A 23,942-nucleotide genomic window follows, 5' to 3' on the forward strand; every position below is an offset into this window, starting at 1 on the left:
GCTTTCGCGGGTGATGACGAGCCGGGCCGCTTCAAACAGCCGTGCAAATCCCGTTTAAAACTTTGTAGGCGGTGAAACCGTCATCGACATCGCGTTCAATGGCGTCAACCCAACGTCATATGCGAGCTTCAGATGACCACCGATACGCAAGTCGTGCCCGACAATCCCCAAGACGTCCCTCAAGGCTTCGAGCCGCTGTTCCGCAAGAGCCCGCTCACCGAGCCCTGGGAGCCGCTTTACCAGAAGAAGACCGAGCGTGCCGTCATCATCGGCCTGCGGCTGGCGAGGCCGCATACCAACGGCCGCGGCCTGATCCATGGCGGCCTGATCGCAGCCCTTGCCGACAACGCGATGGGCTATAGCTGCGGCCAGGCGACCGGCTGGACCACCTCGTTCGTGACGATCTCGCTCGCGGTCGATTTCGTAGGCTCCGCCAAGGTCGGGCAATGGCTCGCGATCGAGAGCGACGTGATCAAGACCGGCAGCACGATCTGCTTCGCGCAGAGCCTGATCAAGGCCGACGGGGTGACCATCGCGCGCGCCAACGGCACCTTCCGCGTGGTGCCGAAGAAGCCGCCGGTGAGCTAGTCGAAATACCAGTCGGTGACCTCGGTCACGAGATCGATAAAGGTCCGCACCTTGGCCGACAACAGCCGCGTCGTCGGATAGACGACGTGGATCGGCACAGCCGGCTGCTCGAACTCGGCGAGCACGATCTGGAGCCGCCGCGCCTTCAGCGATTCGGCCGCCTGGTAGGCCATCACCCGGGTCAGTCCGCCGTCCTGCTCGGCGTACTGGATGGCGGCGTCCGAGCTGTTGCTGGTGAAGCGCGGCGTAGGGGTGATGCGGACTTCGCGGCCATCCTCCATGAAGCGCCAATCCGGCGTCGCGGTCATGGCGCCGAACTGGATCGTGTCGTGGGCGGTGAGGTCCGCCGGCCGCTTCGGCCTGCCGCGAAGCTTGAGATAGCCGGCCGACGCCACCACGATGCGGCGCATCCGGCCGACATGCCGCGCCACCAGCGTCGAATCCGGCAGGTGCCCGAGCCTGACCGCGAGGTCGACGCCGTCCTCGACCAGATTGATCCTGCGGTCCGACAGCCGCAGGTCAACGCCGACGCCGGGATAGCGCTTCAGATAGGCGCTCACCACCGGGCTGACATGGAGCCGCCCGAAGCCGAACGGTGCCGAGATCACCAGCCGCCCCTCGGGGCGGGTGCGCTCGTTCTCCACCGCGTCCTCGGCCTCCTCGACATCGGCGAGGATCCGGCGCGCCCGCTCCAGATAGCGCGAGCCGGCGTCCGTCAGCGTCACCTGCCGCGTCGTCCGCTGCAGCAGCCGCGCGCCGAGCCGCTCCTCCAGCGCCGCGATCAGCCGCGTGATGGCGGACGGCGACAGGCCGAGCTTGCGGGCGGCGGGGGCGAACCCCTCGAGGTCCGCCACCGCGACGAAGGCCTGCATGGCGTCGATCCGGTCCATGGCACTATTGCATAATCGGCAACAGTGAAGTGTCAATGCACAAGATTGCTTACGATCTTGGAATGTCCATCTTAAGCGGCGAGGACAACCACTCAGGCGCCCGTCACGGGAGGCTCCGATGTCAGATGGTCACAGCTATGCGAGCGACGTCGCATTCAGTCCGGCGGTGAAGGCGATCCAGACCCGCAAGGGCTCACGCGCCACCTACGCCGAAGTCGAGGCACATGGCGGCTGGCGCAGCGAGATCGACGAGAACCTCGCCGGCTTCCTCGGCGAGGTGAACAGCTTCTATCTCGCGACCGCCTCGGCCGACGGCCAGCCCTACATCCAGCATCGCGGCGGACCGAAGGGTTTTATCAAGGTGCTCGACAAGCACACCATCGCGTTCGCCGACTACAGCGGCAATCGCCAGTTCATCACCCAGGGCAATCTCTCGGAGAATGCCAAGGCCTATATCTTCGTGATGGATTACGCGCACCGCCGCCGCGTCAAGCTGTGGGGCGAGGCGAAGGTGGTGGAGGACGATCCGGCGCTGACCCGCACGCTGATGCCGCAGGGCTACCGGGCGCGGCCCGAGCAGGTGATCCTGTTCAAGGTCACGGCGTGGGACACCAACTGCCCGCAGCACATTCCGCAAAAGTTCGACGCGGCCGATGTGGCGGCAGCGCTGGCCTCGCGCGACCAGCGCATCGCCGAGCTCGAGGCGGAGCTCGCCGCATTGAAGGGCGAGCGCGCTCCTGCCGCGCCGGCTTAGGCATGATCCGGAAAAGTGCGAAGCGGTTTTCCGAAAGGATCATGCCCCGAACTAAACCTAAAGCGCGATCGCGCTTTAGGCCGCCTGCCGCTGCAGCGGCGCCCAGGCGAATTCCGGATAGTATTGCCGCATCATCCGGCCGACATAGGCGGTGAGATTGTCGAACTTCTCGGTGCGCTCGCGCAGCGGCGAATCGAAGAACGGGGTGAGGATTCCCGCCAGCGCGCCGAACGCGGTGGCATCGGTGCCGCACGGCGCATCGCCCATCAGATACGGCTTGTCGCCGAGCTGCACAGACAGCGCGAACAGCGAGCGGATCGCGAGATCGACGTCTTCGTCCGGTCCGTGACGGCCAAGCCCGCTCAGCAGATAGTTCTCGGCAACGCGGAACTGGGCGTCCTCGCGCATCTTGTCGCGCATATGGTCGGGCGCGCCGTCGAAGAAATGCGCGGGCCCCTTGGCGAAATTGGTGTCGTCGACCCAGCGCGCGCCGACCAGCGCCCAGTAGACGTGATGCTCGATCATGCGCTCGAAGGCCCAGGCCTGGGCGCGCGCCTGCAGGCTGAGCGGCGCGTCGAAATCGAAGCCGTATTTGCCCTCGATATGGGCGCGGATGAAGGTCGAATCGGCGATCGTCTCGCCGTCGTCGACGATGAACGGCAGCTGGCCCTTGGGAGAGGCCGGCGGCATCGCCTTCTCCTTGCGATAGTCGAGCCCGGCCATCTTGAGCTGGACCTCGGTTTTGGTCACGAAGGGGCTAATTTCCGGCAAGCCGAAGCCCGTGCCAAAGCCAAAAAGCGTAATCATATGAAGCTCCCGATCGCCGGTGGTCGTGAATTGAAGCTAGCCGTCCCCTGCTGCCAGCATGGTGTCAGCAGTAGTGGCATTCACTGTCGAACGGGCCGACGGGTGCGAGGCGGCGAACCGCCCCGCGAACGCGCTTGACCAGCCGTGCCCGCCCGTAGGACCAGACCGTGCTGATCGACTGTGCGATCAGCGCGACCAGGGCCCAGCGCAGGTCGCCGGAAGTGGAGTAGACCGTGACCAGCTGTTCCAGCGCAAAGCCTTGCGCCTGCCGGAAACCGAGTTCGTCAAGATTCGTCATGGACAAATTCCCTTCACTTGAGGTGTTGTCCTGATATAGCCCCCACCTGCTGCCAACATGCTGTCAGCAGTAGCCGGACGGGACCCAGAAAAGCCTGCGCACCGAGAGACGACGAGACCCGTCAAGACACTCGTCAAGACGGCTGCCAAAACCGCTACCGAGACACTCGACAAGACACGTGCCAAGAGAGCGATCGAGAGAGTTGCCATGAGACGCGCCGACCGGCTGTTTCAGATCATCCAGGTGCTCCGCCGCACCCGTAAGCCTTTGACCGCCGATGCAATCGCAGCCGAGCTCGAGACGTCGAAGCGGACGGTCTATCGCGACATCGCCAGCCTGATCGAGCAGCGGGTGCCGATCCGCGGCGAGGCCGGCATGGGCTACATCCTGGAAAAGGGATTCGACCTGCCGCCCTTGATGCTGACACCCGACGAGATCGAGGCCTGCGTGCTCGGCGCGCAATGGGTGGTCGGCCACGCCGATCCCGCGCTGGCGCGCGCGGCCGAGGACCTGATGGCCAAGATCGCCGAGACCGTGCCCGACCGGCTGCGGCCGTTCGTGCTGGAGCCGGCGAGCCGGGCCCGCTCGGCCTGGAACCGGGAGCCCGACCGCATCGACATGGTCAGGACCCGCAGCCAGATCCATGAGGGCAAGAAGATCACGCTGAACTATCGCGACGAGCATGGCCGCGATAGCGAGCGCACGATCTGGCCGATCGCGGTCGGCTATCACGAGGCGGTGCGGCTGCTCGCCGCCTGGTGCGAGCTGCGCAAGGATTTCCGCAGCTTCCGCACCGACCGCGTGGTCACGGCGGTCTATCACGACGAGAAGTATCCGGAGCGGCGCGACCTGCTCAGGGCGCGCTGGCGGCGCAGCCTGGTCTGGGAAGCGCCGAGGGACACCTGATGGCCGACAACGCGACCGACACAAGCCCCTGCCAGTCCTGCGGCGCCTGCTGCAGCTATTCGGAGAACTGGCCGCGCTTCACCATCGAGGACGACGCGCAGCTCGATCTGATCCCACCGCAATTCGTCAACGCGCGACAATCAGGCATGCGCTGCGAGGGCGATCGCTGCTCGGCGCTAGCGGGCCGGGTCGGAGAAGCAACGCGCTGCGAGGTCTATGCGGTGCGGCCGGAAGTATGCCGGACCTGCCAGCCGGGCGACGCGGAATGCGCGATGGCGCGGCGCCGGCACGGGCTGCCGCTCATCGCGAGCGCGCAGCCGATCTAACCAGACGTTACGCCGTGACCCTGTCGCTGACGTCCTCGTCGTCGAGTTCGTCATCGACGATCGGCGCGAAGGTCGTCAGCGGCTTGGTCGACAGCGTGATCGGCTTGCGGCCACCATGCGAAACGGTCGCGGTGCGGGCCGGCTCGCGCGACAGCGCGTAGAGCGTCGAGCCGACACGGCCACCCGAATTCGCCAGCTCCCACTCGCTGCAGCTCGACGCGATCGCGACCGCGAGCGCGTGCAGATGGCTGCGGCGATAGCAGAACAGCGCGAGCCTCGCCCTGACATCGGGCGCGACATTGGCAACCAGCAACGAGAGCCCGTTCGGATTGGCGCGATACATCTGGCCGAGCAGATCGTCGGCCACCGGGCAGGCATCGTTCTCGAAGGCGTCGCGGCTTGAAAACATTTGCAAATCCCCCTCGATCGGGAAGATGCCGCGTAATCCTCTAACGAAAGGTTAACCACGGCCTCCGGTCGCTTCCGGAGGGTCTTGCCCGTTGCGCGCGAATCACATCCGCCCGCCGCAACCCGGCTGGATTCGTGGTTCAGGACGGGAGGAAAGGTGCGCGCGAGCCGCTCAGTTCGCGGCCATGTAGATCGACAGCGCGAAGCCGGTGAGGTGGTGCAGCGCCTGGTCGACGCCGATCAGGGTCCAGAACCAGGGGTGGCCGGATTCCAGCGTCACGCCGAAATGCGAGGCGCAGATGCCCTTGGCCCGATCGACGATGATGTGGATCACGAAGTCGATGAAGGCGACATACCAGAACCGCGGCGCCACCACCAGGATCAGCGCCAGCGCGACCGCGAGATGGACCAGGCAGTGCGCCAGCAGCGGCAGCGCCCAACCGGTCTTCTGGTCCTTGCCGATTGCCATCCAGGCGTTCTGCAGCATGAAGTCGGCGATGATGTGCTTTGCGGTGAGAAGCAACATCCATCCCACCAGGGCACCAACCGACACCGACGATGACATGGAGGGAAACAACAAGCTGACGCCCTTTTACTTCGATGAATGTGATTGCAAGAAATCCGGGTCAGGCCGTCAGCACAATTCCGCAAACCGAAGCGTGTCTCATTTATGACATCTCCGGCGCCGGAATGCACCTGCGCCTCCTCGAAAATCACATCTCGGTCCGACCGTCGATAGTGGCAATGGTCATGTGGCATCGCGGCGCAGGCCGGCCGAGATTAAGGTTACGGCCGGCGGCCGGTTTGCATTCCCCCCGGGGAGGTATATCGTCGGCAACATAGGAAATTTTCTTTCTTTTATAGCCATTTACGGATTCACCGGGCAGCGCCGCGCCGATCGGGTCGCGGCAACGGGCCGTCCCGGACGGGTGATGAGCCAGGTAATCAGCCATGAGTGCCGAAGCCCCCTCGCCTGCGCCGCTGCCGCCGCCGAGCCCTCCGGTCGCCAAACCGGTCGTCAAGACCAACCGCGCGCAGATCATCGTCTTCACCCTGCTGACGCTGCTCCTGAGCGCGGTCACCGTGATCGGCGGCCGGCTCTGGCTGCGCAATTCCGAATTGCTGGTGTTCGCGGTCGGCGATGCCAAGGGCCCGGAGGCGAAATTCGCCGCCAAGCTCGCCACCGTGCTGAAGAACAATTCGTCGCGGCTGCGGCTGAAGATCGCGCCGAACCCCGACAACGCCAGGGCGCTGGCGCAATTCGATCGCCGCGACGCCTCGCTTGCCATCCTGCGTACCGACGCAAGGGTGCCGCCGCGTGCCCGCGCCATCGCGATCCTCGAGCATGACGTGGTGCTGGTGCTCAGCCCCGGCGGCAAGAAGATCAAATCGCTGAGCGAGCTCAAGAAGAAGCGGATCGCGGTCGTCGGCGACGGCGAGAACAGCGTCAATTTCGTCCGCAGCGCGCTCGAGATTGCGGACAGCCCCGACGCGGCGCAGCGGGTACAGCAGGCGCCGCCGAACACACCTTTCGACAAGCTGTTCGCCTCCGGCTTTGCCGCCGTGATCGCAATCGAGCATGCTTCGAAGATCGTGAAGGACAAGACCTACGAGCAATATGCCAAGCGCGCCGGCGGCTTCACGCTGAATGCGATCGACGCGGCCAAGGCGCTGGCGCGCAAATACCCGGCGATTTCGGAGGAGACGGTCTCGACCGGCATGCTGTCGTCCTCGCCGGCGATCCCCGATGACGAGGTCGACACCATCGGGCTGGAATGGCTGCTGGTCGCGCAATCCTCGATGTCCACGACGACAGCCGCCGAGCTCGCGCGCATCATCTATGAGAACAAGTCGGAGCTCGCGCTCGACGACGGCTTTGCCTCCAAGATCGAGCCGGCGGCGACCGACAAGGACGCCTTCATCGTCGCCCATCAGGGCGCCGCCGAATACATCAACGACGATACCAAGTCGTTCATGGATCGCTACAGCGACGTGATGTATCTCGGCGCCGCCGCGCTCAGCATCATCGGCTCGATCTTCGCCGCGATCTACACCAAGATCACCCGCGTCGCACCGGAGAAGGCCAGCGAGCTGGCGGGCAGGATCCTCGACATCGGCGAGCGCGTCGAGCACGCCACTTGCGCCGAGCATCTCGACGAATTGCAGGATGAGCTCGAGGCGATCCTGCGCGGCGCGGTGACCGGCCTGCGCGACGGCACCGTTTCCGGCGACGGAATGGACACGTTCAAGCTCGGCTACGAATTGGTCCGCGACGAGATCGCACTGCGCCGCGATCACCTCAAGCGCCACCCGGCGACGCCGGACGAGAACCTCGTGGTGGTGAAGGCGGCCAATGGGTGAACCAAGCCGTTGGTCACGCCACAGATACAACTGTCGTCCCTGCGATCGCGCCGCATGCACCACTGTCGTCCTGGCGAAAGCCAGGACCCATTACCACCGCTTTCGCTGATGAACGGGATCGCGGCCCCAGCATCGCGCAACAATTGAGACTTGGGGTAATGGGTCCTGGCTTTCCCCAGGACGACACCGCGTATGTTGAACGGCCGGTGAACCATACATCGGCACGCTCTCGACATGCACCGGAGCGCAGCGCTTATCACCCGACCGCCGCGTCTGTCGGCGTCGCAGCGGCGTCGAGCTGCCGTCCCTCGTGATCCATATGCAGGTAGTTCGGGTTGAACAGGCCGGCCTGCATCAGCCGCTCGAGATTGGGGACGACCAGGGTCTTTCCCTTGAGTACGATCAGGCCGCCGGCGCGCAATTCCTGCAGCGTTCGGTTGACGTGAACCTTGGAGAGCCCGGTGGCATCGGCGAGATCGCCCTGGGTCAGCGGGAAATCACAGCTGTCGCCCTGGGTCAGGCCTGCGGCACGCAGCCGGAGCCAGATCTCGCACAGCAGATGGGCCATCCGCTCCAGCGCCGTTCGCTGGCCGAGGCTCATGGTCCATTCGCGCTGGATCGCCGCGTTGACCAGGGTTTCCCACCAGAACGCGGTCACGATGCGCGGATGTCCGGCTGCGACCTTGTCGAAGAATTCGCGGGAGAGGTCGGCGATCGACACTGCGGTGACGGTACCGATCGAATGATCCATCTCGCGCAGGATGAAGACGTTCACATCGCAAATGTCGCCGGGCAGGAAGAAGGCCACGATCTGACGCCGGCCGTCCTCGAGCTGCTTGTAGCGATAGGCCCAGCCGGACAGGATCAGATGGACGTCCTTCGGCTTCTCGCCCTCGCGGACGATGTCGACCCGCGGACCAAAATGGCGGACGCGCTCGGTAGACGCGCGATTGAGAAGAACCTGGTCTACCGGCGAAAGCCGTGCAAACTGCTCCAATTTCCGGACTAGCGACGCCAACGATTGGTCTCCCGCATGTTTAATCGGGCAACTGCAGGACCGACTTCAATTACGTATGTTACCTTGCACAGTTATTGAGGTATGTTCACTAGTGTACAGACGTCCCAAGGATGCGACGGTTACATCCCCGAGCATCACGCACACCTCGGCGCCCCGTGGTACCACCGGTGAAATACGGGTCCCCGGCTCAGGGGGACGTCTAAGGGACGTTCAGACGAACGGCACGCCGTAGTAGTCGTTCACCGCGCGCGTGGTGCCGATATCGGACCAATTCCACTCGCGCTCGCTGCCGTATTTCGGCGCGCCGCGCAGCTGGCTCTCGGTGACGCCGGTGATATAGCCGCCCAGCCTCGTATCGTATTTGAGCGACTGCCAGGGCAGCGGATAATGGTCGTTGCCGAGACCGAGAATGCCGCCGAAACCGAGCACGGCGTAAGACACCCGCCCGCTCTTCTTGTCGATCATCACCCGTTCGATCGAGCCGATCTTGCGCTCGTCGGAGCCATAGACCGCGGTGCCCTCGACCTTGTCGCTGCCGATCAGGTTTCCGATCTCCTTCTCGTCCATCGCCATGTCGATTCTCCATTGATCCCTCGACGCCAACGGTCAACCCGGGTCATCGTTCCTGCCGCATTGCCGCGATTGCTGCAAAAGCAGAACGCCGTTCAGCCCGTTGGAGGATCGCCCCGGTCGTCCGATGTCATGCCGGATCCCGGTGTCTTGTCGGCATCGTTCAATTTCGGATCACGCGTCGCTTCGCGCGCATTCGACTTTCGCGGGTCGGTCTTGTGCGCGGCCTGCGCGCGCTGCTTGTCGGCCGGCTGCTCCTGCCCCTTGTCGTCTTTGACGATACCCTGATTGGAATGTGCCACTGCTTATGTCCTTCTTGTTGCCTTGGCTGCCTTGCCTGAAGACATGCGGGCCCCGGCGATCAAATTCGCCGAGGCCCGTCACCGGAGTGGTCCACCGCCTTTCGGGGAGCAAAGCAGCGAACGCACGGGTGTTACGCAGAGCGCCGAAGATCGTTCCTGCGATCTTCGCGATCCCGGGTCGCGATCTCAGGTCCCGATTTTGGGTCGCAATTTCCGGCGCGCGTTTTTTCAATTCGACCGATGTCATGGGTTAACGACGGCATCCGGGGAACAAGCCTAGTATTGCTGGTTCCAGCTCGGAGACGGCATGATCAAGAAGAAGCGCAACAGGTCGCGGCCTCCCGGATCGTTCGAAAACCGCTTGCAAAAATTCGCCGAAGATTCGCGCATTGCGGCACGCAAGCTGCCGCCGGGACGGGAACGCGAAATGCTGATGAAGAAGGCCAGACAGACCGAGACGGTGATGGAAGTCAGCGAATGGCTGACGTTCCGCAAGTAGCCGCGAGTCGCAAAGGAGAGCTGCGATGATCGAGGAACGGTTTGACTCACGCACGCTCTTCGCCATGAACGTTGCGCTCGATCGCGTTTGCGCAGACGCACCTCACGGCGAGGAACATGACACCCGCCGCCGCGTTGCCCGATACATCATCAAATGCGCCAAGTGCGGCAGGACGACGCTTTCCGAGCTGACCGAAGCCGGACGGCAGGCGCTGGCCAAGGCTACCGCCGCGGCGTGAAAACCGGCGCAAGTGCCTGTTGCCCTCGGCCCTCAGCAGAGGCAGCTACGCATGCGCATTGCAATCAGTATCGGCCTGCTGGCCTTTTTGGCCGCCGTCGGCGCCTACGCCTATGAAGGCCTGACCGTGGATGCTCCGGTGCCGACCTATGGCATCGTGGTGTTTACGATCGGCATTGCGCTTCTGGCCGCGGTCTGCATCGGCCTGATGGGCCTGTTGTTTTATTCCAGCCGTCGCGGCTACGACGAGCCGCCGCACATCAAGCAGTAGATAGCTTCGGCAGATTCCCCGCTGCATTGCGAGCGAAGCGAAGCAATCCACAGCGCCGCAAGCGGGGAACCGGATTGCTTCGTCGCTTCGCTCCTCGCAATGACGGCGAAGGTTCTTACGACACCGCCGGCGCCCGAGCGCGGATCTCCGCGATCTTGCGCTTCAGCGCTGCCTGCCGCGGATCGGGCATGGTGGCAGCGCGCGCTTCCGCAATGGCGCCGGCAAGGTCGGGGAGCACGAGCACGCCGTCGAAGGTCGGCTTGGCGAGCCCGTCGATGATCACGTGCCAGTCCGCGATGCCCTGGCGGTAGGGATCGCCGTAACCCTGGATCATGGTCGCGGTCTGCACGACCGCCGGGGCGGCGCTCGGCTGCTTGGTCAGGCTGCGGTCGATCATGTGCAGCCAGCGCTCGACCCAGACGCGCTCCCTGGCATAGCGTCCCGAGAACAGCCGCCAGCGCTTCAGGCCCGCTTCGATCCTGAGCCGGCGAACGCTGAAGCGGTTGTTCGCGCTGAAGCGGATCGAGACCCGGCGACGCCGCCAGCCGAACTGATCCAGCACGCCGAGCACCGGATCGGCGACCACCGCCGGCAGGGCGTCGATCAACTCGTCAAGGCGAAACTTCTTGACGTCGTCGGCCGAGCGCGCCGCAAGGCCGCCCACCGCACTGACTTCGCCAAGCTTGAGCTGCGCGATGCGGATCGCGTCCTCATAGGCCATGCGCTCCGCCATCAGGCGGGCGATCTCGGCAAGCAAGGCGTCGTCAACGCCGCGGCGGCCGACGAAGCGCTTGAGCCGGTCGATATAGAGCTGGGCATAGCTCGTGCTCTGATAGGCGATCAACAGATCGATGGCCTTGGTGACGGCCGGCCCGAGATGGTCCGGGCAGGCGTCGGGCAGCACCGGCGGCCCCTCGTCCTCATCGCCGATGATATCGGCAAAGAGGTAACGGAGCGAAGCCAGGAGACCGTCGTCATCCGCCACTGCGGCGCCTCCAGAACTCGTCACGGGGCTCATGCAGGTTTGGGCTCCGCGACCTGTGGGGTGGCGTGCTGCGCGAGCTGCTGCTCGAGCGTCGAGATATTCTGGAACAGGCGGGCGCTGGCGAGGCGCAGGAAGTAGAAGCCGAACGCCGGGTTCTGGACGTAGAGTTGCTCGACCTGGTCATAGGTCACCGACAGCACCATGCCGGTCTCGACGCACTCCAGCGTCTGGGTTCGCGTGTTCGACGGCGACAGCATGCCGAACTCGCCGACGAGGGCGCCGACCGGCAGCTCGATGCCGGATTCGACCAGGCGGAAGCGGCCACTGACAATGTAGAACATGCTGTCGGCCTTCTCGTCCTTGTAGAACAGGACTTCGCCCGCGGTGCATTTGCGTTCCGTCGTGAACGGCTTCAGCCATTCCATCGACAGATCGCTGTTGACCGATTTCTTCACGTTGCGGACCAGTTGCAGCATCTGGTGCAGCCGATAGGTGTTCACCGGCAGCAGCACGGCATGCAGGATCAGCGTCGCGTAATTGTGGGTCGGGACGGCGGTCGCGATCAGGATGATGTTGGTCAGGATGGCGAAGACGCGCAACGGGATCATGGTCCGCATCGACAGCGTGGCAACCACGAAGATCGATGCGAAGAAACTGCCGGCGGCGCCTGCGTGCTCCGCGAGATGTGAGGTATCCATCGGAAACCAACCAATTTCTCAAGAAGTGAATAAGATCGCCTTATTAGTCGCTTCATTCCGGCCAAGGTCGCATCGGCGACCAGCATCCCTGATATACGGGGAAAAAGCGACGTTTTGTCCGATTTCTCACATTCGCGGGCGCAAAATCGGGCCAACATGGTTAGGCCTTTCGTCCAACTGATCGGTCTTCCGCCGCGAGCATCCCGCCATGGCCTGCGCGTTGACGGCCTCAACCGGGAGAGGCACGTTGTGACATCGGCTCTGCCGTTCGCAGGGCCTCAATTCCAGCAATTCATCGACAGGCAAGCTCCGTTCCGATGTCCAAGCGGCTCGTCCTTCCGGCCCTGACGCGCTTCGTTTCCGCCACCGCCGGCCGCAACATGACCACGGCGGCCTATGTCGCCGTCGCGGCCGGTGTCGCCATGATGACGCTGCTGACGGTCGCGCCGGCCCATGACGCGGCGCCGCGCTGGGTGGATGCGCTGCTGTGGGCCTGCCTTGCCTATTTCGTATTCGAATGGCTGGTGCGGCTGCGCCACATGGGCCGGCAGGGCAAATTCTGGTTCTACGCGCTGTCCAGCGCCGGCGTGGTCGACGCGATCGGCGCGCTGGCCGTGCCGGTGGCCTTGCTGTCCGGAGTCGAGCCGAAAACCGCCTGGCTGCTCGGCGTGCTCTGGGTGCTCAAGGTGGTGCCAGGCATTCCCGGCCTGCGCCAGCTCCGGCGCGTGCTGGTGGTGGAGTCCGGGCCGCTGCTCAGCGTGCTCGTGATCTTCCTGATGGTGGTGTTCCTGGCCTCCGTTGCGGAATATTTCCTGGAGCGGGACGTCCAGCCGCAGACCTTCGGCAGCGTGCCGGCGGCGCTGTGGTGGGCGGTGGTGACGCTGACCACGACCGGCTACGGCGACGTGGTGCCGATCACCCCGCTCGGCCGCGTGGTCGCCGCCATGGTGATGATCTCGGGCCTCGGCGTGTTCGGGCTGTGGACCGGTATCCTGGCGACCGGTTTTGCCGCCGAAACCCGCCGCGACAATTTCTTGAGAACCTGGGAGACCGTCAGCAAGGTGCCGTTCTTCGCGCATCTCGGCCCGGCCGCGATCGCCGACGTCACCCAAATGCTGCGGACCATGGACCTGCCGCCGCGCACCATGATCATCCGCAAGGACACCAATGGCGACTGCATGTATTTCGTCGCCGCCGGCGAGGTCGAGGTCGACCTGCCCGGGCGCAAGGTGAAGCTTGGCGAAGGCGAGTTCTTCGGCGAGATGGCGTTGCTAGGCAACACCAAGCGCGGCGCCAGCGTCTCGACCAGCAAGGTGACCAGGCTGTTGGTGCTTGACCTGGTCGATTTCCGCCTGTTGATGGCAAGGCATCCCGATCTCGCCGAGACCATCGACGCCGAGGCCAAGCGGCGCGAACGTGAGAATCAATAATGATGGAGACCAAGATGGCTGACGCGGCCGACACCGCCAGCGGACCCGTGCTCGAAATCGCGGGCGCACGCGCAACGATCCGCCTCAACCGGCCGAAGCATCTCAACCGCCTGCAGGCCGAGGACCTCGGCGAGCTGCTGACATTGTTCGACCGGATCGAGGCCGATCCCGCGATCCGCGTGCTGGTGCTGACCGGAACCGGCCGCGCATTCTCCGCCGGCTACGACCTCAACTCCGTCGCCGAGCGCGCGGTGAGCGCCAGCGAACAACAGAGCGCGGGTTCGGCGTTCGAGGTCGTGGTCAACCGCCTCGAGGATCTCAGCGTGCCGACGATCTGCCGGCTCAATGGCGGGGTCTATGGCGGCTCGACCGACCTCGCGCTCGCCTGCGACTTCCGCATCGGCGTCGATACCGCCGAGATGTTCATGCCGGCGGCGCGGCTCGGGCTGCACTATTACAAGAGCGGCATCCAGCGCTACGTCACGCGGCTCGGCGTCGACAACGCCAGGATGCTGTTCCTGACCGCGCAGAAGATATCGGCGCCGGAGATGCTGCGGATCGGCTATCTCACCGCGATGGTATCGCTCGACCTGCTCGACGAGGAAGTCGACAAGCTCGCGACGATTTTGGCGGGCAACGCGCCCAAGGCGATGGCCGGCATGAAGCGCGCAATCAACGAATTCGCCCGCGGCGCACTGGATGAAGCCGCCGCCGACGCCCGCCACCGCGACAGCATGCGCGGCGACGAGATCAAGGAAGGCATCAAGGCCTTCGCCGAGAAGCGGGCGCCGCGGTTTTAGCGATTGGTCGCACGGCACACTCCCTTCACCCTCCCCTGGAGGGGGAGGGTCGGGTCACATGGAGCGCAGCGGAATGTGAGACGGGGTGGGGTGATCTCTCAGCACGAACGGTGCCCGAGTGGAGAGATCACCCCACCTCGGTTCGCATTGCATGCGAACCGATGCTCCCCCTCCAGGGGAGGATGAGAGCAGTGCCTCTTCACGCCCGCTTCGACCGCATCGCGCGGACCTGCGCGATGTCAGGATCCGCGGCGAGTGCCTGGTAGCGCTTGCTGTCGACGGCGTAGAGCGCGATGCGGCCCTCGGCGTCGGCATGGACACCCCAGCCGAAACGCTTGCCGAGCGGCGAGGCGCGCATGCAGGCCTGGCCGCGCGAGAAGAACGTCTCGCGGGCGAGGCTGCGCGCCTTCTTCGCTGCTTTCGCATCGAGCACGCGGCCGGCCGCCGACGTCGCGAACACCACATCGTCGGAGGTGTACTTGTAGGGCGCGCCCGCGATCATCCGGTATTGCAGCACGGCAACCGTCGGCTGGCCGCCGCGCAACTGCGGCTCCTCGCCGCGCTGCGCCGGGCAGTCCTCCGCGACGCGGATCAGGGTGTTGAAGCAGTTGGTGCTGTGCAGGACTTTCGCCATCGGCCCGATCCGTATCACACCCCGGCGGCCGCGGCATGCTGCGCCGCCATCTCGTCGTCGGCCTTCGATATCCGCTGGAAGGCCGGGCGCGCGGCGATGCGCTCGGCATGGCGGACGAACACGTCCCTTTTCGGCACGATGCCGAACATCATGGTCCAAGAGAGCGCGATGCCCCAGAGGATGTCGGCCGCCGTGATCTCTTCGTCGAGCAGATAGGGCCCCTTTGCCAGCTGCGATTCCAGCGCGCCCAGCATGGTGTCGTAATCGGCATAGGGCGACTGCGTGATCGGCGCGGGCTCGCGCTTCATGAAATGGTCGATCACGGCCGGCTCGAACGATGCGCCGTAATAGGCGATCCAGCGCAGATACGGGCCGCGGCGCGGATCGTTCAGCGCCGGCGTCAGGCCGGCCTGCGGAAACAGATCGGCGAGATAGATGAAGATCGCGACCTGCTCGGTGACCAGCGCGTCACCATGGCGGATCGCCGGCACCTTGCCGAGCGGATTGATGGCGAGATAGGCGTCCTTGCGCTGCTCGCCGGCCTTCATGTTCAGGACGTGCAGGTTATACGGCGCGCCGAGTTCCTCCAGCAGCACGCGGGTGCCGGTGGCGCGGCTTTGCGGCGAATAATACAGCGTGACGCGGTCGGTGGTGGTGGTCATGGCGGGTCTCCTTGCGCCGTCGGGGGCATGGCCTCCTTATGTCCGCCTATACCTGACATCTTGTGTCAGGTATGATCCAGCCATGCGCGCGAGCCGGCTGTTTTCCATCCTCACCACCCTGCAGGCGCGGGGGCAGGTCACCGCGCCTGAGCTTGCGGAGGCCTGCGAGGTTTCGGTGCGCACGATCTACCGCGACATCGACGCGCTCGCCGCCGCCGGCGTTCCCGTCTATGCCGACCGCGGTGCCGAGGGCGGCTATCGGCTGCTCGACGGCTATCGCGTCCGGCTCAACGGCCTGTCGCAGGGCGAGGCCGAGGCGCTGTTCATGGCCGGTCTCCCGGGGCCCGCCGCCGCGCTTGGCCTCGATGCCGCGATGGTGGCGGCGCAAACCAAGCTGATGGCGGCGCTGCCGGAGAACCTGCGGCCCAACGCGAGAGGGATGCAGCAGCGCTTCCATCTCGACGCGCCCGGCTGGTTCGGCGAGACCGAGGAGCCGGAGCATCTGCGCGCTATCGCCGGCGCCGTGCTGCGCGAGACCATGCTCGAGATCCGCTACCAGAGCTGGAAAGCCGAGAAGCGGCGGCGCGTGGCGCCGCTCGGCCTCGTGCTGAAGGGCGGCAGCTGGTATCTCGCCGGCCTCGTCGACGGCAATGTGCGCACCTACCGCGTCGCGCGCGTACTGGATTGCACCGCGCTGGAGACGCCGTTCGCGTGGCCGGCGGAGTTCGACCTCGCCGCCTATTGGCGCGCCTCGATCGAGCGGCTGGAGGCCGAGCTGCATCCGAACGAGGCAACGGTGCGGCTGTCGCCGCTCGGGCTGAAACTGTTCGATGCGCTGGCCCACCCTTACGTGAAGGCGCGGATGCGGCTCACTGATGGCACCGACGCCGACGGCTGGCGGCTCGCCACCATGCCGGTCGGCAAGACGGTGTGGCATGCGGCGACCGAGCTGCTGCGGCTCGGCGCCGAGGCCGAAGTGGTCGCGCCGTTAGAGTTGCGCGAGAAGATGGCCGAGCTGACGGGCGCGATGGCCGCGCGCTATGCCGACGCGCCAGCCCGCCGCGCGGTGGCGGGACGCTGAAGCGTAATGAGATTGGGTTGAATGGAGCCGCAGGAGCAGTGCGCTCCCTCGCCCCGTTCTTACGGGGAGAGGGTTGGGGTGAGAGGCTGTCTCCGCGCATACGGTGATAGCTGCGCTTGCTGAGCCCCCTCACCCGGAACGCATCTAACGATGCGTTCCGACCTCTCCCCGCGCGCGGGGCGAGGTGGAGCAGAGTCTGCGGTTCGCTGCTTGCTAGTAGCGGCTGTCGGAGCTGATCACGAAGCGGTCGAAAAAATTGACCGGCAGGATCTCGAACCGCTCCAGCGTCAGCGTAATCCCGGTCACGAAGTCGACGCCCTTGATCGTGCCCTCAAGATCGATCCGCCGGCCGCGACGCAGGCCGCGGGTTTCCGGATGTTGCTCGATGTCGATATAGGCATAGATCGGATTGTCGAGCCGCGAATGGCGATGCCAGCCGCGTTGCAGGAAGCTGAATTGCAGCACCGAGCCCGCGCCCCAGTCGATCGCGTCGAAGAAGCGGGTCTTCCAGGCAACGCCCTGTCCCAGGTAATGCGCGGCGATGAACGCGTCGCGCTCGAGTGCAGGCAGACGGTGCAGCTGCCAGCTGATCTCAGCCGGCGTCAGGGAGGCGTTATTCGCCATTTTTGTTCTTGTCGTTTCTTTGTAGCTTTTCTTGTCCTCGGCGGGGAGTGAACCGACCTTCCCGCCTTGAGGAAATTATACATCGACGAATGTGACAGTGTCTTCCACGGTCGCGCGCGACGTGCGGTAGCTGTTCACCTTTTGCGCGTGATCCGCATAGCCGAACGAGATACCGCAGACAACCCGGCGATCGTCGGCCAGGTTGAAATGACGACGGATCAGCCCGGAATGGCGCGCGATCGCCGCCTGCGGGATGGTGCCGAGCCCGAGCGCCTGCGCCGCTAGCATGAAGTTCGAGACATAGCCGCCGCAGTCGATCGCACCATAGATGCCGAGCGGCTCATTGGTGTGGATCACGGCAATGTGCGGCGCGCCGAAGAAATTGTAGTTCTCCAGCGCCTGTTTTGCATAGGCCGGCTTGTCGCCGCGCGCGATGCCGAGCGTGTTGTAGAGCTGGAAACCGCTTTCGCGGCGGCGCTCCAAATAGACCCCGACATATTCGCGCGGCGGCGTGAAGTCGTAATCCTCGCCGAGGCCGCGCGACGCCTCGGCATAGATCGCCTTGCGAAACCGCTCCTTGGCCTCGCCGGAGACGATCAGCACCTGCCAAGGCTGGCTGTTGCACCAGGATGCGGTGCGCTGCGCGGTCGACACAATGTGCTCGATGACCTCGCGCGGCACCTCGCGCGGCTGGAACGCGCGCACCGAGTAGCGCTCGTTGAGCAATTCCTCGAGCGCGCCGATACGGTCCTCGGTCGCGTAGCGCGGGTTCGGTGTCTTCGCGTCCATGATATATATCCTCTTTTTTCGTCATTCCGGGGCATGCGAAGCGTGAACCCGGAATCTCGAGATTCCGGGTTCGATGCTTCGCATCGCCCCGGAATGACGACTAACCACCCCGCCCCTTGGTCGGGATCTTGTTGTAGGGCACATCCTTGTCGACGCGAATGTCGCCGGGCAGGCCCAGCACGCGCTCGGCGATGATGTTGCGCAGGATCTCGTCGGTGCCGCCGGCGATGCGCATCGAGGGCGACGACAGCAGCATCTGCTGGAACTGGCCGTTGGCCTGCTCCTCATCGGTGCCGGTGAGGCTGCCCGCCGCGCCTTCAAGGTCCATCGCATAGGTCGCGATATCCTGCAGCATCAGGCCGGAGACGAGCTTGCCGATGGAGTTTTCCGGGCCCGGTCGCTCGCCCTTCGACAGCGCCGAGATGGCGCGGTAGCTGGTGTATTTCAGCCCGCTCGCCTTCACCGCCCAGCTCGCAAGTCTGGAGCGCACCGCCGGATCGTCGATCGCAAGACCGTCCTCCAGCATCAAATTGGAGCAGAACTCGAACATCTCGGGCACGCCGGTGGCGAGCCGCGCGCCGATCGACATGCGCTCGTTCATCAGCGTGGTCAGCGACACGCTCCAGCCCTCGCCGACCGCCCCTAACCGCTGGCTGTCCGGGATTACGACGTCGGTGAAATAGACCTCGTTGAACTCCTGCATGCCGTTGGCCTGCTTGATCGGCCGCACCTCGACGCCGGGGCTCTTCATGTCGAGGAAGAACATCGTGAGGCCCTTGTGCTTCGGGACATTCGGATCGGTGCGCGCGATCAGGAGGCCGTAGTCGGAGTAATGCGCGCCTGACGTCCAGATCTTCTGGCCGTTGACGACCCAATTGTCGCCTTTCTTCTCGGCGCGGGTGCGCAGCCCCGCGACGTCGGAGCCGGCCGACGGCTCGGAGAACAGCTGGCACCAGATCTCCTCGCCGGAGGCGAGCTTCGGCAGATAGCGGCGCTTGGCATCCTCGCTGCCCCAGGCCATCACGGTCGGGCCGCACATGCCCTCGCCGATCTGGAACGGCTGGGTCAATTTGCCGTAGACGCCCTCTTCCTGCTGCCAGATCACGCGCTCGATCGGGGTGGCGCCGCGGCCGCCATATTCCTTCGGCCAGTGCAAGCAGGCCCAGCCGCCCTCGGCCTTCTTCTTCTGCCAAGCCTTGCCGACCTCGACCATGTCGTGCCTGGCGAGCCTGATACGGCCGAGCGACGACTTCGAGAGCTCCTCTTCGAACTCCTTCGGCGCATTGGCCGCGATCCAGTTGCGGGCGATGGCGCGGAACTCGGCTTCCTGCGGCGTGTCATCGAAATTCATGGCGGCTCCTTTTCTTTGTCATTCCGGGGCGCGCGCAGCGCGAACCTCAGATGCGCGGTTGCGCATCGGGGAATCTAGAAGTTATGTCGCTCGAGTTCCGGGTTCGCCGCTTCGCGCCGCCCCGGAACGACGGTTAAGCTCTTCCCTTGGTCGGGATCTTGTTGAAGGGGACGTCCTTGTCGACCCTGATGTCGCCGGGCAGGCCCAGCACGCGTTCGGCGATGATGTTGCGCATGATCTCGTCGGTGCCACCCTCGACGCGGGTGCCCGGCGCGCGCAGCAGCATCGCCTGGAATTTGCCGGCGACCTCGGCATCCTCAATCCCGTTCAGCGCGCCGGCCGCGCCCTGCAGATCGAGCGCATAGGTCGCGACGTCCTGGATCATCGAGCCGGCGACCAGCTTGCCGATCGAATTCTCCGGTCCCGGACGCTCGCCCTTCGACAGCGCCGAGATCGCGCGCATGCTGGTGTATTTCAGCCCGCTCGCCTTCACGGCCCAGTTGGCGAGCTTGGAGCGCACCGCGCGGTTCTCGATCGCGGGGCCGTCCTCCAGCATCAGGCTGTTGCAGAAGTCGAACAGCTCGGGAAAGCCGGTGGCGACACCGGCGCCGATCGACATCCGCTCGTTCATCAGCGTGGTCAGCGACACGTTCCAGCCGTCATTGACATTGCCGAGCCGCTGCGAGTCCGGAATGCGCACGTCGGTGAAATAGACCTCGTTGAAGTCGGAGGCGCCGCTCGCCTGCTTGATCGGCCTGACCTCGACGCCCGGGCTCTTCATGTCCAGGAAGAACATGGTGAGGCCCTTGTGCTTGGGCACGGTCGGGTCGGTGCGGGTGAGCAAGATGCCGTAGTCGGAATAATGCGCGCCCGAGGTCCAGATCTTCTGACCGTTGATCACCCACTCGTCGCCATGCTTCTCGGCGCGGGTGCGCAGGCCGGCGACGTCGGAGCCGCCGGCCGGCTCGGAGAACAGCTGGCACCAGATCTTCTCGCCGGAGGCAAGCGGCGGCAGATATTTGCGCTTCTGCTCCTCGCCGGCGAACGCCATCATGGTCGGGCCGCACATGCCGTGGCCGATGATGAACATCGAGCTAAGGCGGCCGAACGGGCCCTCCTCCTGCTGCCAGATCACGCGCTCGATCGGCGACGAGCCGCGGCCGCCATACTCCTTCGGCCAGTGCAGGCAGGCCCAGCCGGCATCGGCCTTCTTCTTCTGCCAGGCCTTCGCAACCTCGAGAATGTTGGCGCCCTTGAGCGCAACACGGCCGAGCGAGGCCTTGCGCAGCTCGTCCTCATGTTGCTTCGGTGCATTGGCCGCGATCCAGGCTTTCGCCTCGGCGCGGAATGCGGCCTCCTGCGGGGTGTCATCGAAATTCATGGTGGCTTTCTTTCCGTCATTCCGGGGCGATGCGCAGCATCGAACCCGGAATCTCGATTCCCAACCTCTGGATTCCGGGTTCGCGCTACGCGCGCCCCGGAATGACGAATCGTATCGTTACGCCGCGTTCTTCTTGCGCATGCGGTCGATCAGCGCGTCTTCCCAATAGGACAGGCTGCCGAGACCGAGCGCCACCGCATTGGCGCGGCGGTAGTACATGTGGCAGTCGAACTCCCAGGTGAAGCCCATGCCGCCATGAACCTGGATGTTGTTTTTGGCGCAGTGCTGGAACGCCTGCGTCGCGCTGATGCGCGCGGCGGCGGCGGCTTCCGGCAATTCGCCGGCATTGGTCGAGAGCGCCCAGGCGCCGTAGTAGCAATTTGAGCGCGCCAGCGTCGCCGACACATACATGTCGGCCAGCATGTGCTTGACCGCCTGGAACGAGCCGATCGGACGGCCAAAGGCAATACGATCAAGCGCATAGTCGCGGCCCATCTCCAGCGCGCGGTCGGCGCCGCCGACCTGCTCGAATGCCGTCAACACGGCCGCGCGATCCAGCACCTGGGAGATGACGCTCCAGCCCTCGCCGGTAGCGCCGAGCGGCTCGGCCTTCGCATCCTTGAAGGTGAATTCGGCCTGGCCGCGGGTCAGGTCGATGTTGGTGAGCGACTTGACCTCGACGCCGCCGGCCTTGAGATCGACGATGAACACGGAAATATCGGACTCGCGTCCGCTCGAGCCGGTGCGCGCGGCGACAACGGCGAAATCGGCGATCGCGCCATCCGGCACCGGCTTCTTGACGCCGTTGAGCACGCCGCCATTGGCCGTGAGCTTGATCGCTTTCGGCGACGGGTTACCCTTGCCTTCGAACAGCGCCAGCGTGCCGATGGCTTCGCCCGCGGCGATCTTCGGCAGCCACTTCTGCTTCTGCGCGTCGCTGCCTGCGATCAGGATCGCTTCGGCGGCGAGATAGACGGTGGAGGAAAACGGCACCGGCGCCAGCGCGCGGCCCATTTCCTCCGCGATCACGCAGAGCTCGAGATGGCCGGCGCCCGCACCGCCGAACTGTTCCGGGATCGCAACGCCAAGGAAGCCCATCTCGGCGAGGCCCTTCCACAGCGCCTTGTCGTAAGGCGCCTTGCCGTCGAGCACCTTGCGCACGGCTTTCGGCGGGCACTGTTCGCTGAGGAATTTCCGCGCCTCGTCGCGCATCTGCTTCTGTTCGTCGGAGAAATCGAAATTCATGGCGCTTACCTTTTCTTGCTGTCATTCCGGGGCGATGCGCAGCATCGAACCCGGAATCTCGACGTAAGGAACCTCTGGATTCCGGGTTCACGCTTCGCGCGCCCCGAAATGACGCGTTTGCTTTCGTAGGATCAGTTCAAGATGATCACGTCGTCGCCGGGCTTGCCGGCATACAGCTTCTCGACCAGTGCGGCGCGGCGTTCGAGGCCGGCGCGCTGGTTGATGTAGCCCTTGTCGGTGAGCTCGTTGCCGTCGATCGACGGCGGCTCGACCATCAGCATCGCACGCGCGATACGCATGCTGCTGCCGGTGGTGGACGCATTGTGCGCCTGCAAACCCTTCTTCAGGCAGGCAAGCACTTCGGGATGCCGGATCACGTCCTCGTAGCTGGCATCGGCATTGCCGACGAGCTGGCGGCAGGCGTGCAGGTTCGGCCAGCACAGCAGGCCGATGAACTCACGGTCCTGCCCCGCAACCAGCGCGTCATGCACGACCGGCGTCGCGGCTGATATCGCATCGGTGCGCAACGAGCCGACATGCACGAACGTGCCGGTGGTCAGCTTGAAATCCTCGACCACCCGGCCGGCAAAGATGATGCCCTGCAGCGGGTCTTCGGGGTTCACGAACACGCCGGCATCGCCGATGCAGTAGAAGCCCTCCTCGTCGAACATCTTGGCCGTGAGGTCCGGCTGGCCGAAATAGCCTAGCGTGACGTTGACGCCGCGCAGCCGCAATTCATATTTCGAGCCGCACGGCACCATCTTCAGCTCGACGCCAGGGAACGGCAGGCCGATCAGGCCGACGCGCTCGGTGTCCCAATAGGTGCCGGTCGAGGTCGGCGCGGTCTCGGTCGAGCCCCAACCGGTGTAGAACACGATGCGCTCGCCCGTGGTCTTCACCGCCAGCGCCTGCATGCGGTCATAGAGATCGTCGGGCAGCCGGGCGCCGCCATAGGCCATGATCGAGAGGTTCTTGAAGAAGCTCGCGCACAGCGCCTCGTCCTTCTCCATCGCGGCGGCGAGCGCCGCATAGCCGGCCGGCACGTTGGCGTAATAGGTCGGCGACACCTCGCGCAGGTTCCTGATGGTCTCCTCGAGCTGGCCCGGCATCGGCCGGCCGTCGTCGATATAGAGCGTGCCGCCATCGACCAGCACCGGATTGAACGCGGCGTTGCCGCCCATGGTGTGATTCCACGGCATCCAGTCGAGCACCGTCGCGATCGGTCCCTCCGTTTCACGCGGGCGCACCTGCATCATCATCGCCGCGTTGGCACACATCATCTCCTGGGTGTTGATGACGGCCTTGGGCATGCCGGTCGAGCCCGAGGTGAACAGCAGCTTGCCGACGGTCCTGGGCGTGATCTTCGCGATGGACTCGCCGACCGCAGCCGTCACCGGCGTTGCCGCGAGGTCGGCAAAGGCCGCGCTCGTGATGCCCTCGCAGGGACGCAGGACGTGGACGACCGTGATGCCGGTGAGATCGATCGCTTTGAGCGCCTTCTCGAAAGTCGGGCCGTCCTGCACCATCACGACGGCCGGCTTGATCAGGTTGAACAGGTATTTGAGCTTGAGATGATCCTGGCTCATCAGCGAATAGGCCGGCGACACCGGCGCGGCCGGCAGCCGCGCCTGCATCGCGGCCTGCGTCATCAGCGCGTGCTCGATAGAATTGCCCGAGAGGATCGCGACGGGCCGGCCGTCGCCGACGCCGAGATCGAGCAGGCCTTGCGTCAGCGCATCGACGGTGCGCTTGGCTTCACCATAGGACACCTTGCGCCATTGCCGGTCGGGACCACCGCGTTGCGCGAGCCAGATCCGCTCCGGCGCCTGCGCCGCCCATTTGGCGAGATAGGCCGGAATATGCGTCTCGTAGGCCTGGAGCGGAATCCGCGACTTCAGGACGACGGTGCCGTCACCGCGCCGCTCGACCGCGATGTCACGTGCGAGCCAATCCACCTTGCGAAAGGCAGGTTTCGTCAGCATCGCCGCGTCTCCATCCATTTTGCGTCTCCCGGAATTCTTGTCCTT

Annotated in this window: 30 protein-coding genes; 11 read left to right on the forward strand and 19 right to left on the reverse strand. The window is 64.9% G+C overall.

All coding sequences use genetic code 11. The annotated features are described in order from the left end of the window. The first annotated feature begins 132 nt into the window (after nucleotides 1–132). Complete coding sequence (locus Q2M23_RS25650) at nucleotides 133–588, forward strand: PaaI family thioesterase (protein WP_057015993.1); 456 nt, start codon at nucleotides 133–135, stop codon at nucleotides 586–588. Here the strand turns inward: Q2M23_RS25650 and Q2M23_RS25655 are convergent. Continuing rightward, entirely contained in the window at nucleotides 585–1,478 is an 894-nt protein-coding gene (locus Q2M23_RS25655; RefSeq protein ID WP_253625118.1) for a LysR family transcriptional regulator, read from the reverse strand. The two genes, Q2M23_RS25650 and Q2M23_RS25655, sit on opposite strands and share 4 nt — an antisense overlap. A gap of 118 nt (nucleotides 1,479–1,596) precedes the next feature. Between Q2M23_RS25655 and Q2M23_RS25660 the strand changes: the two genes are divergently transcribed. Next, nucleotides 1,597–2,232, forward strand: coding sequence for a pyridoxamine 5'-phosphate oxidase family protein (locus Q2M23_RS25660; RefSeq protein ID WP_316397464.1), 636 nt, complete (start codon nucleotides 1,597–1,599; stop codon nucleotides 2,230–2,232). A gap of 75 nt (nucleotides 2,233–2,307) precedes the next feature. On the opposite strand, the gene Q2M23_RS25665 is transcribed toward Q2M23_RS25660, so the two are convergent. Then, nucleotides 2,308–3,039: a glutathione S-transferase family protein gene (locus Q2M23_RS25665; protein WP_316397466.1), complete on the reverse strand. Its 732-nt coding sequence runs from the start codon at nucleotides 3,037–3,039 to the stop codon at nucleotides 2,308–2,310. Between the two features lie 64 nt (nucleotides 3,040–3,103). Beyond that, nucleotides 3,104–3,337 carry a hypothetical protein gene (locus tag Q2M23_RS25670; RefSeq protein WP_225160897.1) on the reverse strand — a complete coding sequence of 78 codons (234 nt, stop codon included), beginning with the start codon at nucleotides 3,335–3,337 and terminating at the stop codon, nucleotides 3,104–3,106. Nucleotides 3,338–3,544: 207 nt separating this feature from the next. On the opposite strand from Q2M23_RS25670, the gene Q2M23_RS25675 reads away from it, so the two are divergent. Beyond that, nucleotides 3,545–4,243, forward strand: a complete 699-nt coding sequence (locus Q2M23_RS25675; protein WP_229191038.1) for a helix-turn-helix transcriptional regulator — start codon at nucleotides 3,545–3,547, stop codon at nucleotides 4,241–4,243. After that, nucleotides 4,243–4,569: a YkgJ family cysteine cluster protein gene (locus tag Q2M23_RS25680; protein WP_057015988.1), complete on the forward strand. Its 327-nt coding sequence runs from the start codon at nucleotides 4,243–4,245 to the stop codon at nucleotides 4,567–4,569. The genes Q2M23_RS25675 and Q2M23_RS25680 overlap by 1 nt, the downstream gene beginning before the upstream one ends. A 7-nt stretch (nucleotides 4,570–4,576) precedes the next feature. Here Q2M23_RS25680 and Q2M23_RS25685 read toward each other — a convergent pair whose 3' ends face one another. From Q2M23_RS25685 to Q2M23_RS25695, 3 genes are all read right to left on the reverse strand, one after another. Beyond that, nucleotides 4,577–4,978 carry a hypothetical protein gene (locus Q2M23_RS25685; RefSeq protein WP_316397468.1) on the reverse strand — a complete coding sequence of 134 codons (402 nt, stop codon included), beginning with the start codon at nucleotides 4,976–4,978 and terminating at the stop codon, nucleotides 4,577–4,579. 171 nt (nucleotides 4,979–5,149) lie between these two features. Then, nucleotides 5,150–5,503, reverse strand: a complete 354-nt coding sequence (locus Q2M23_RS25690) for a DUF3307 domain-containing protein (RefSeq protein WP_016847469.1) — start codon at nucleotides 5,501–5,503, stop codon at nucleotides 5,150–5,152. Between the two features lie 187 nt (nucleotides 5,504–5,690). Next, nucleotides 5,691–5,930, reverse strand: coding sequence for a hypothetical protein (locus Q2M23_RS25695; RefSeq protein WP_316397470.1), 240 nt, complete (start codon nucleotides 5,928–5,930; stop codon nucleotides 5,691–5,693). Here Q2M23_RS25695 and Q2M23_RS25700 point away from each other — a divergent pair. Then, the gene (locus Q2M23_RS25700; RefSeq protein WP_057015986.1) at nucleotides 5,929–7,338 is read left to right on the forward strand and encodes a TAXI family TRAP transporter solute-binding subunit; all 1,410 of its coding nucleotides are present in this window, start codon (nucleotides 5,929–5,931) and stop codon (nucleotides 7,336–7,338) included. The genes Q2M23_RS25695 and Q2M23_RS25700 overlap by 2 nt on opposite strands. 256 nt (nucleotides 7,339–7,594) lie before the next feature. On the opposite strand, the gene Q2M23_RS25705 is transcribed toward Q2M23_RS25700, so the two are convergent. The 3 genes from Q2M23_RS25705 to Q2M23_RS25715 form a co-directional block, all read right to left on the reverse strand. After that, nucleotides 7,595–8,356: a Crp/Fnr family transcriptional regulator gene (locus Q2M23_RS25705; RefSeq protein ID WP_057016268.1), complete on the reverse strand. Its 762-nt coding sequence runs from the start codon at nucleotides 8,354–8,356 to the stop codon at nucleotides 7,595–7,597. 210 nt (nucleotides 8,357–8,566) lie between these two features. Further along, a complete protein-coding gene (locus Q2M23_RS25710; protein WP_316397473.1) occupies nucleotides 8,567–8,929 on the reverse strand; it encodes a PRC-barrel domain-containing protein in 363 nt (120 codons plus the stop codon). A gap of 92 nt (nucleotides 8,930–9,021) precedes the next feature. Further along, nucleotides 9,022–9,228, reverse strand: coding sequence for a hypothetical protein (locus Q2M23_RS25715; RefSeq protein WP_057016269.1), 207 nt, complete (start codon nucleotides 9,226–9,228; stop codon nucleotides 9,022–9,024). 307 nt (nucleotides 9,229–9,535) lie between these two features. On the opposite strand from Q2M23_RS25715, the gene Q2M23_RS25720 reads away from it, so the two are divergent. The 3 genes from Q2M23_RS25720 to Q2M23_RS25730 are packed head-to-tail and all read left to right on the forward strand — an operon-like array spanning nucleotide 9,536 to nucleotide 10,235. After that, nucleotides 9,536–9,727, forward strand: a complete 192-nt coding sequence (locus tag Q2M23_RS25720; protein WP_016847464.1) for a hypothetical protein — start codon at nucleotides 9,536–9,538, stop codon at nucleotides 9,725–9,727. Between the two features lie 25 nt (nucleotides 9,728–9,752). Next, complete coding sequence (locus Q2M23_RS25725) at nucleotides 9,753–9,965, forward strand: hypothetical protein (protein WP_316397474.1); 213 nt, start codon at nucleotides 9,753–9,755, stop codon at nucleotides 9,963–9,965. Nucleotides 9,966–10,016: 51 nt separating this feature from the next. Continuing rightward, nucleotides 10,017–10,235 carry a hypothetical protein gene (locus tag Q2M23_RS25730; RefSeq protein WP_057016270.1) on the forward strand — a complete coding sequence of 73 codons (219 nt, stop codon included), beginning with the start codon at nucleotides 10,017–10,019 and terminating at the stop codon, nucleotides 10,233–10,235. A gap of 115 nt (nucleotides 10,236–10,350) precedes the next feature. On the opposite strand, the gene Q2M23_RS25735 is transcribed toward Q2M23_RS25730, so the two are convergent. Further along, entirely contained in the window at nucleotides 10,351–11,220 is an 870-nt protein-coding gene (locus Q2M23_RS25735) for a DUF6537 domain-containing protein (protein ID WP_082653713.1), read from the reverse strand. 29 nt (nucleotides 11,221–11,249) lie between these two features. Next, nucleotides 11,250–11,918: a Crp/Fnr family transcriptional regulator gene (locus tag Q2M23_RS25740; protein WP_016847460.1), complete on the reverse strand. Its 669-nt coding sequence runs from the start codon at nucleotides 11,916–11,918 to the stop codon at nucleotides 11,250–11,252. Between the two features lie 317 nt (nucleotides 11,919–12,235). Between Q2M23_RS25740 and Q2M23_RS25745 the strand changes: the two genes are divergently transcribed. Continuing rightward, nucleotides 12,236–13,348 carry a cyclic nucleotide-gated ion channel gene (locus tag Q2M23_RS25745; RefSeq protein ID WP_057016272.1) on the forward strand — a complete coding sequence of 371 codons (1,113 nt, stop codon included), beginning with the start codon at nucleotides 12,236–12,238 and terminating at the stop codon, nucleotides 13,346–13,348. Nucleotides 13,349–13,362: 14 nt separating this feature from the next. Further along, nucleotides 13,363–14,148 (forward strand): enoyl-CoA hydratase/isomerase family protein, encoded by a 786-nt coding sequence (locus Q2M23_RS25750; RefSeq protein WP_076832869.1) that lies wholly within the window; start codon nucleotides 13,363–13,365, stop codon nucleotides 14,146–14,148. A 199-nt stretch (nucleotides 14,149–14,347) separates the two neighbouring features. Here Q2M23_RS25750 and Q2M23_RS25755 read toward each other — a convergent pair whose 3' ends face one another. Both Q2M23_RS25755 and Q2M23_RS25760 read right to left on the reverse strand, forming a co-directional pair. Continuing rightward, nucleotides 14,348–14,782, reverse strand: coding sequence for a DUF6157 family protein (locus Q2M23_RS25755; RefSeq protein ID WP_057016273.1), 435 nt, complete (start codon nucleotides 14,780–14,782; stop codon nucleotides 14,348–14,350). Between the two features lie 14 nt (nucleotides 14,783–14,796). Continuing rightward, the gene (locus Q2M23_RS25760) at nucleotides 14,797–15,444 is read right to left on the reverse strand and encodes a glutathione S-transferase family protein (protein WP_316397480.1); all 648 of its coding nucleotides are present in this window, start codon (nucleotides 15,442–15,444) and stop codon (nucleotides 14,797–14,799) included. Nucleotides 15,445–15,526: 82 nt separating this feature from the next. Here Q2M23_RS25760 and Q2M23_RS25765 point away from each other — a divergent pair, with 82 nt between their 5' ends. Continuing rightward, nucleotides 15,527–16,525: a YafY family protein gene (locus Q2M23_RS25765; RefSeq protein WP_316397482.1), complete on the forward strand. Its 999-nt coding sequence runs from the start codon at nucleotides 15,527–15,529 to the stop codon at nucleotides 16,523–16,525. Between the two features lie 213 nt (nucleotides 16,526–16,738). Here Q2M23_RS25765 and Q2M23_RS25770 read toward each other — a convergent pair whose 3' ends face one another. The 6 genes from Q2M23_RS25770 to Q2M23_RS25795 form a co-directional block, all read right to left on the reverse strand. Further along, a complete protein-coding gene (locus Q2M23_RS25770) occupies nucleotides 16,739–17,149 on the reverse strand; it encodes a hypothetical protein (RefSeq protein ID WP_057016276.1) in 411 nt (136 codons plus the stop codon). A 75-nt stretch (nucleotides 17,150–17,224) separates the two neighbouring features. After that, nucleotides 17,225–17,938, reverse strand: a complete 714-nt coding sequence (locus tag Q2M23_RS25775) for a nitroreductase (RefSeq protein ID WP_057016277.1) — start codon at nucleotides 17,936–17,938, stop codon at nucleotides 17,225–17,227. A gap of 100 nt (nucleotides 17,939–18,038) precedes the next feature. After that, entirely contained in the window at nucleotides 18,039–19,289 is a 1,251-nt protein-coding gene (locus Q2M23_RS25780) for an acyl-CoA dehydrogenase (RefSeq protein WP_057016278.1), read from the reverse strand. A 133-nt stretch (nucleotides 19,290–19,422) separates the two neighbouring features. After that, on the reverse strand, nucleotides 19,423–20,670 hold the full coding sequence (locus Q2M23_RS25785; protein WP_076832542.1) for an acyl-CoA dehydrogenase: 1,248 nt from the start codon (nucleotides 20,668–20,670) through the stop codon (nucleotides 19,423–19,425). Between the two features lie 117 nt (nucleotides 20,671–20,787). Beyond that, the gene (locus Q2M23_RS25790) at nucleotides 20,788–21,915 is read right to left on the reverse strand and encodes an acyl-CoA dehydrogenase family protein (RefSeq protein WP_316397486.1); all 1,128 of its coding nucleotides are present in this window, start codon (nucleotides 21,913–21,915) and stop codon (nucleotides 20,788–20,790) included. Between the two features lie 131 nt (nucleotides 21,916–22,046). Beyond that, entirely contained in the window at nucleotides 22,047–23,915 is a 1,869-nt protein-coding gene (locus Q2M23_RS25795; RefSeq protein ID WP_316397487.1) for an AMP-binding protein, read from the reverse strand. Nucleotides 23,916–23,942: the final 27 nt, after the last annotated feature.

This window comes from Bradyrhizobium sp. 33ap4 (genome assembly GCF_032654765.1).
Classification (GTDB): Bacteria; Pseudomonadota; Alphaproteobacteria; order Rhizobiales; family Xanthobacteraceae; genus Bradyrhizobium; species Bradyrhizobium australafricanum.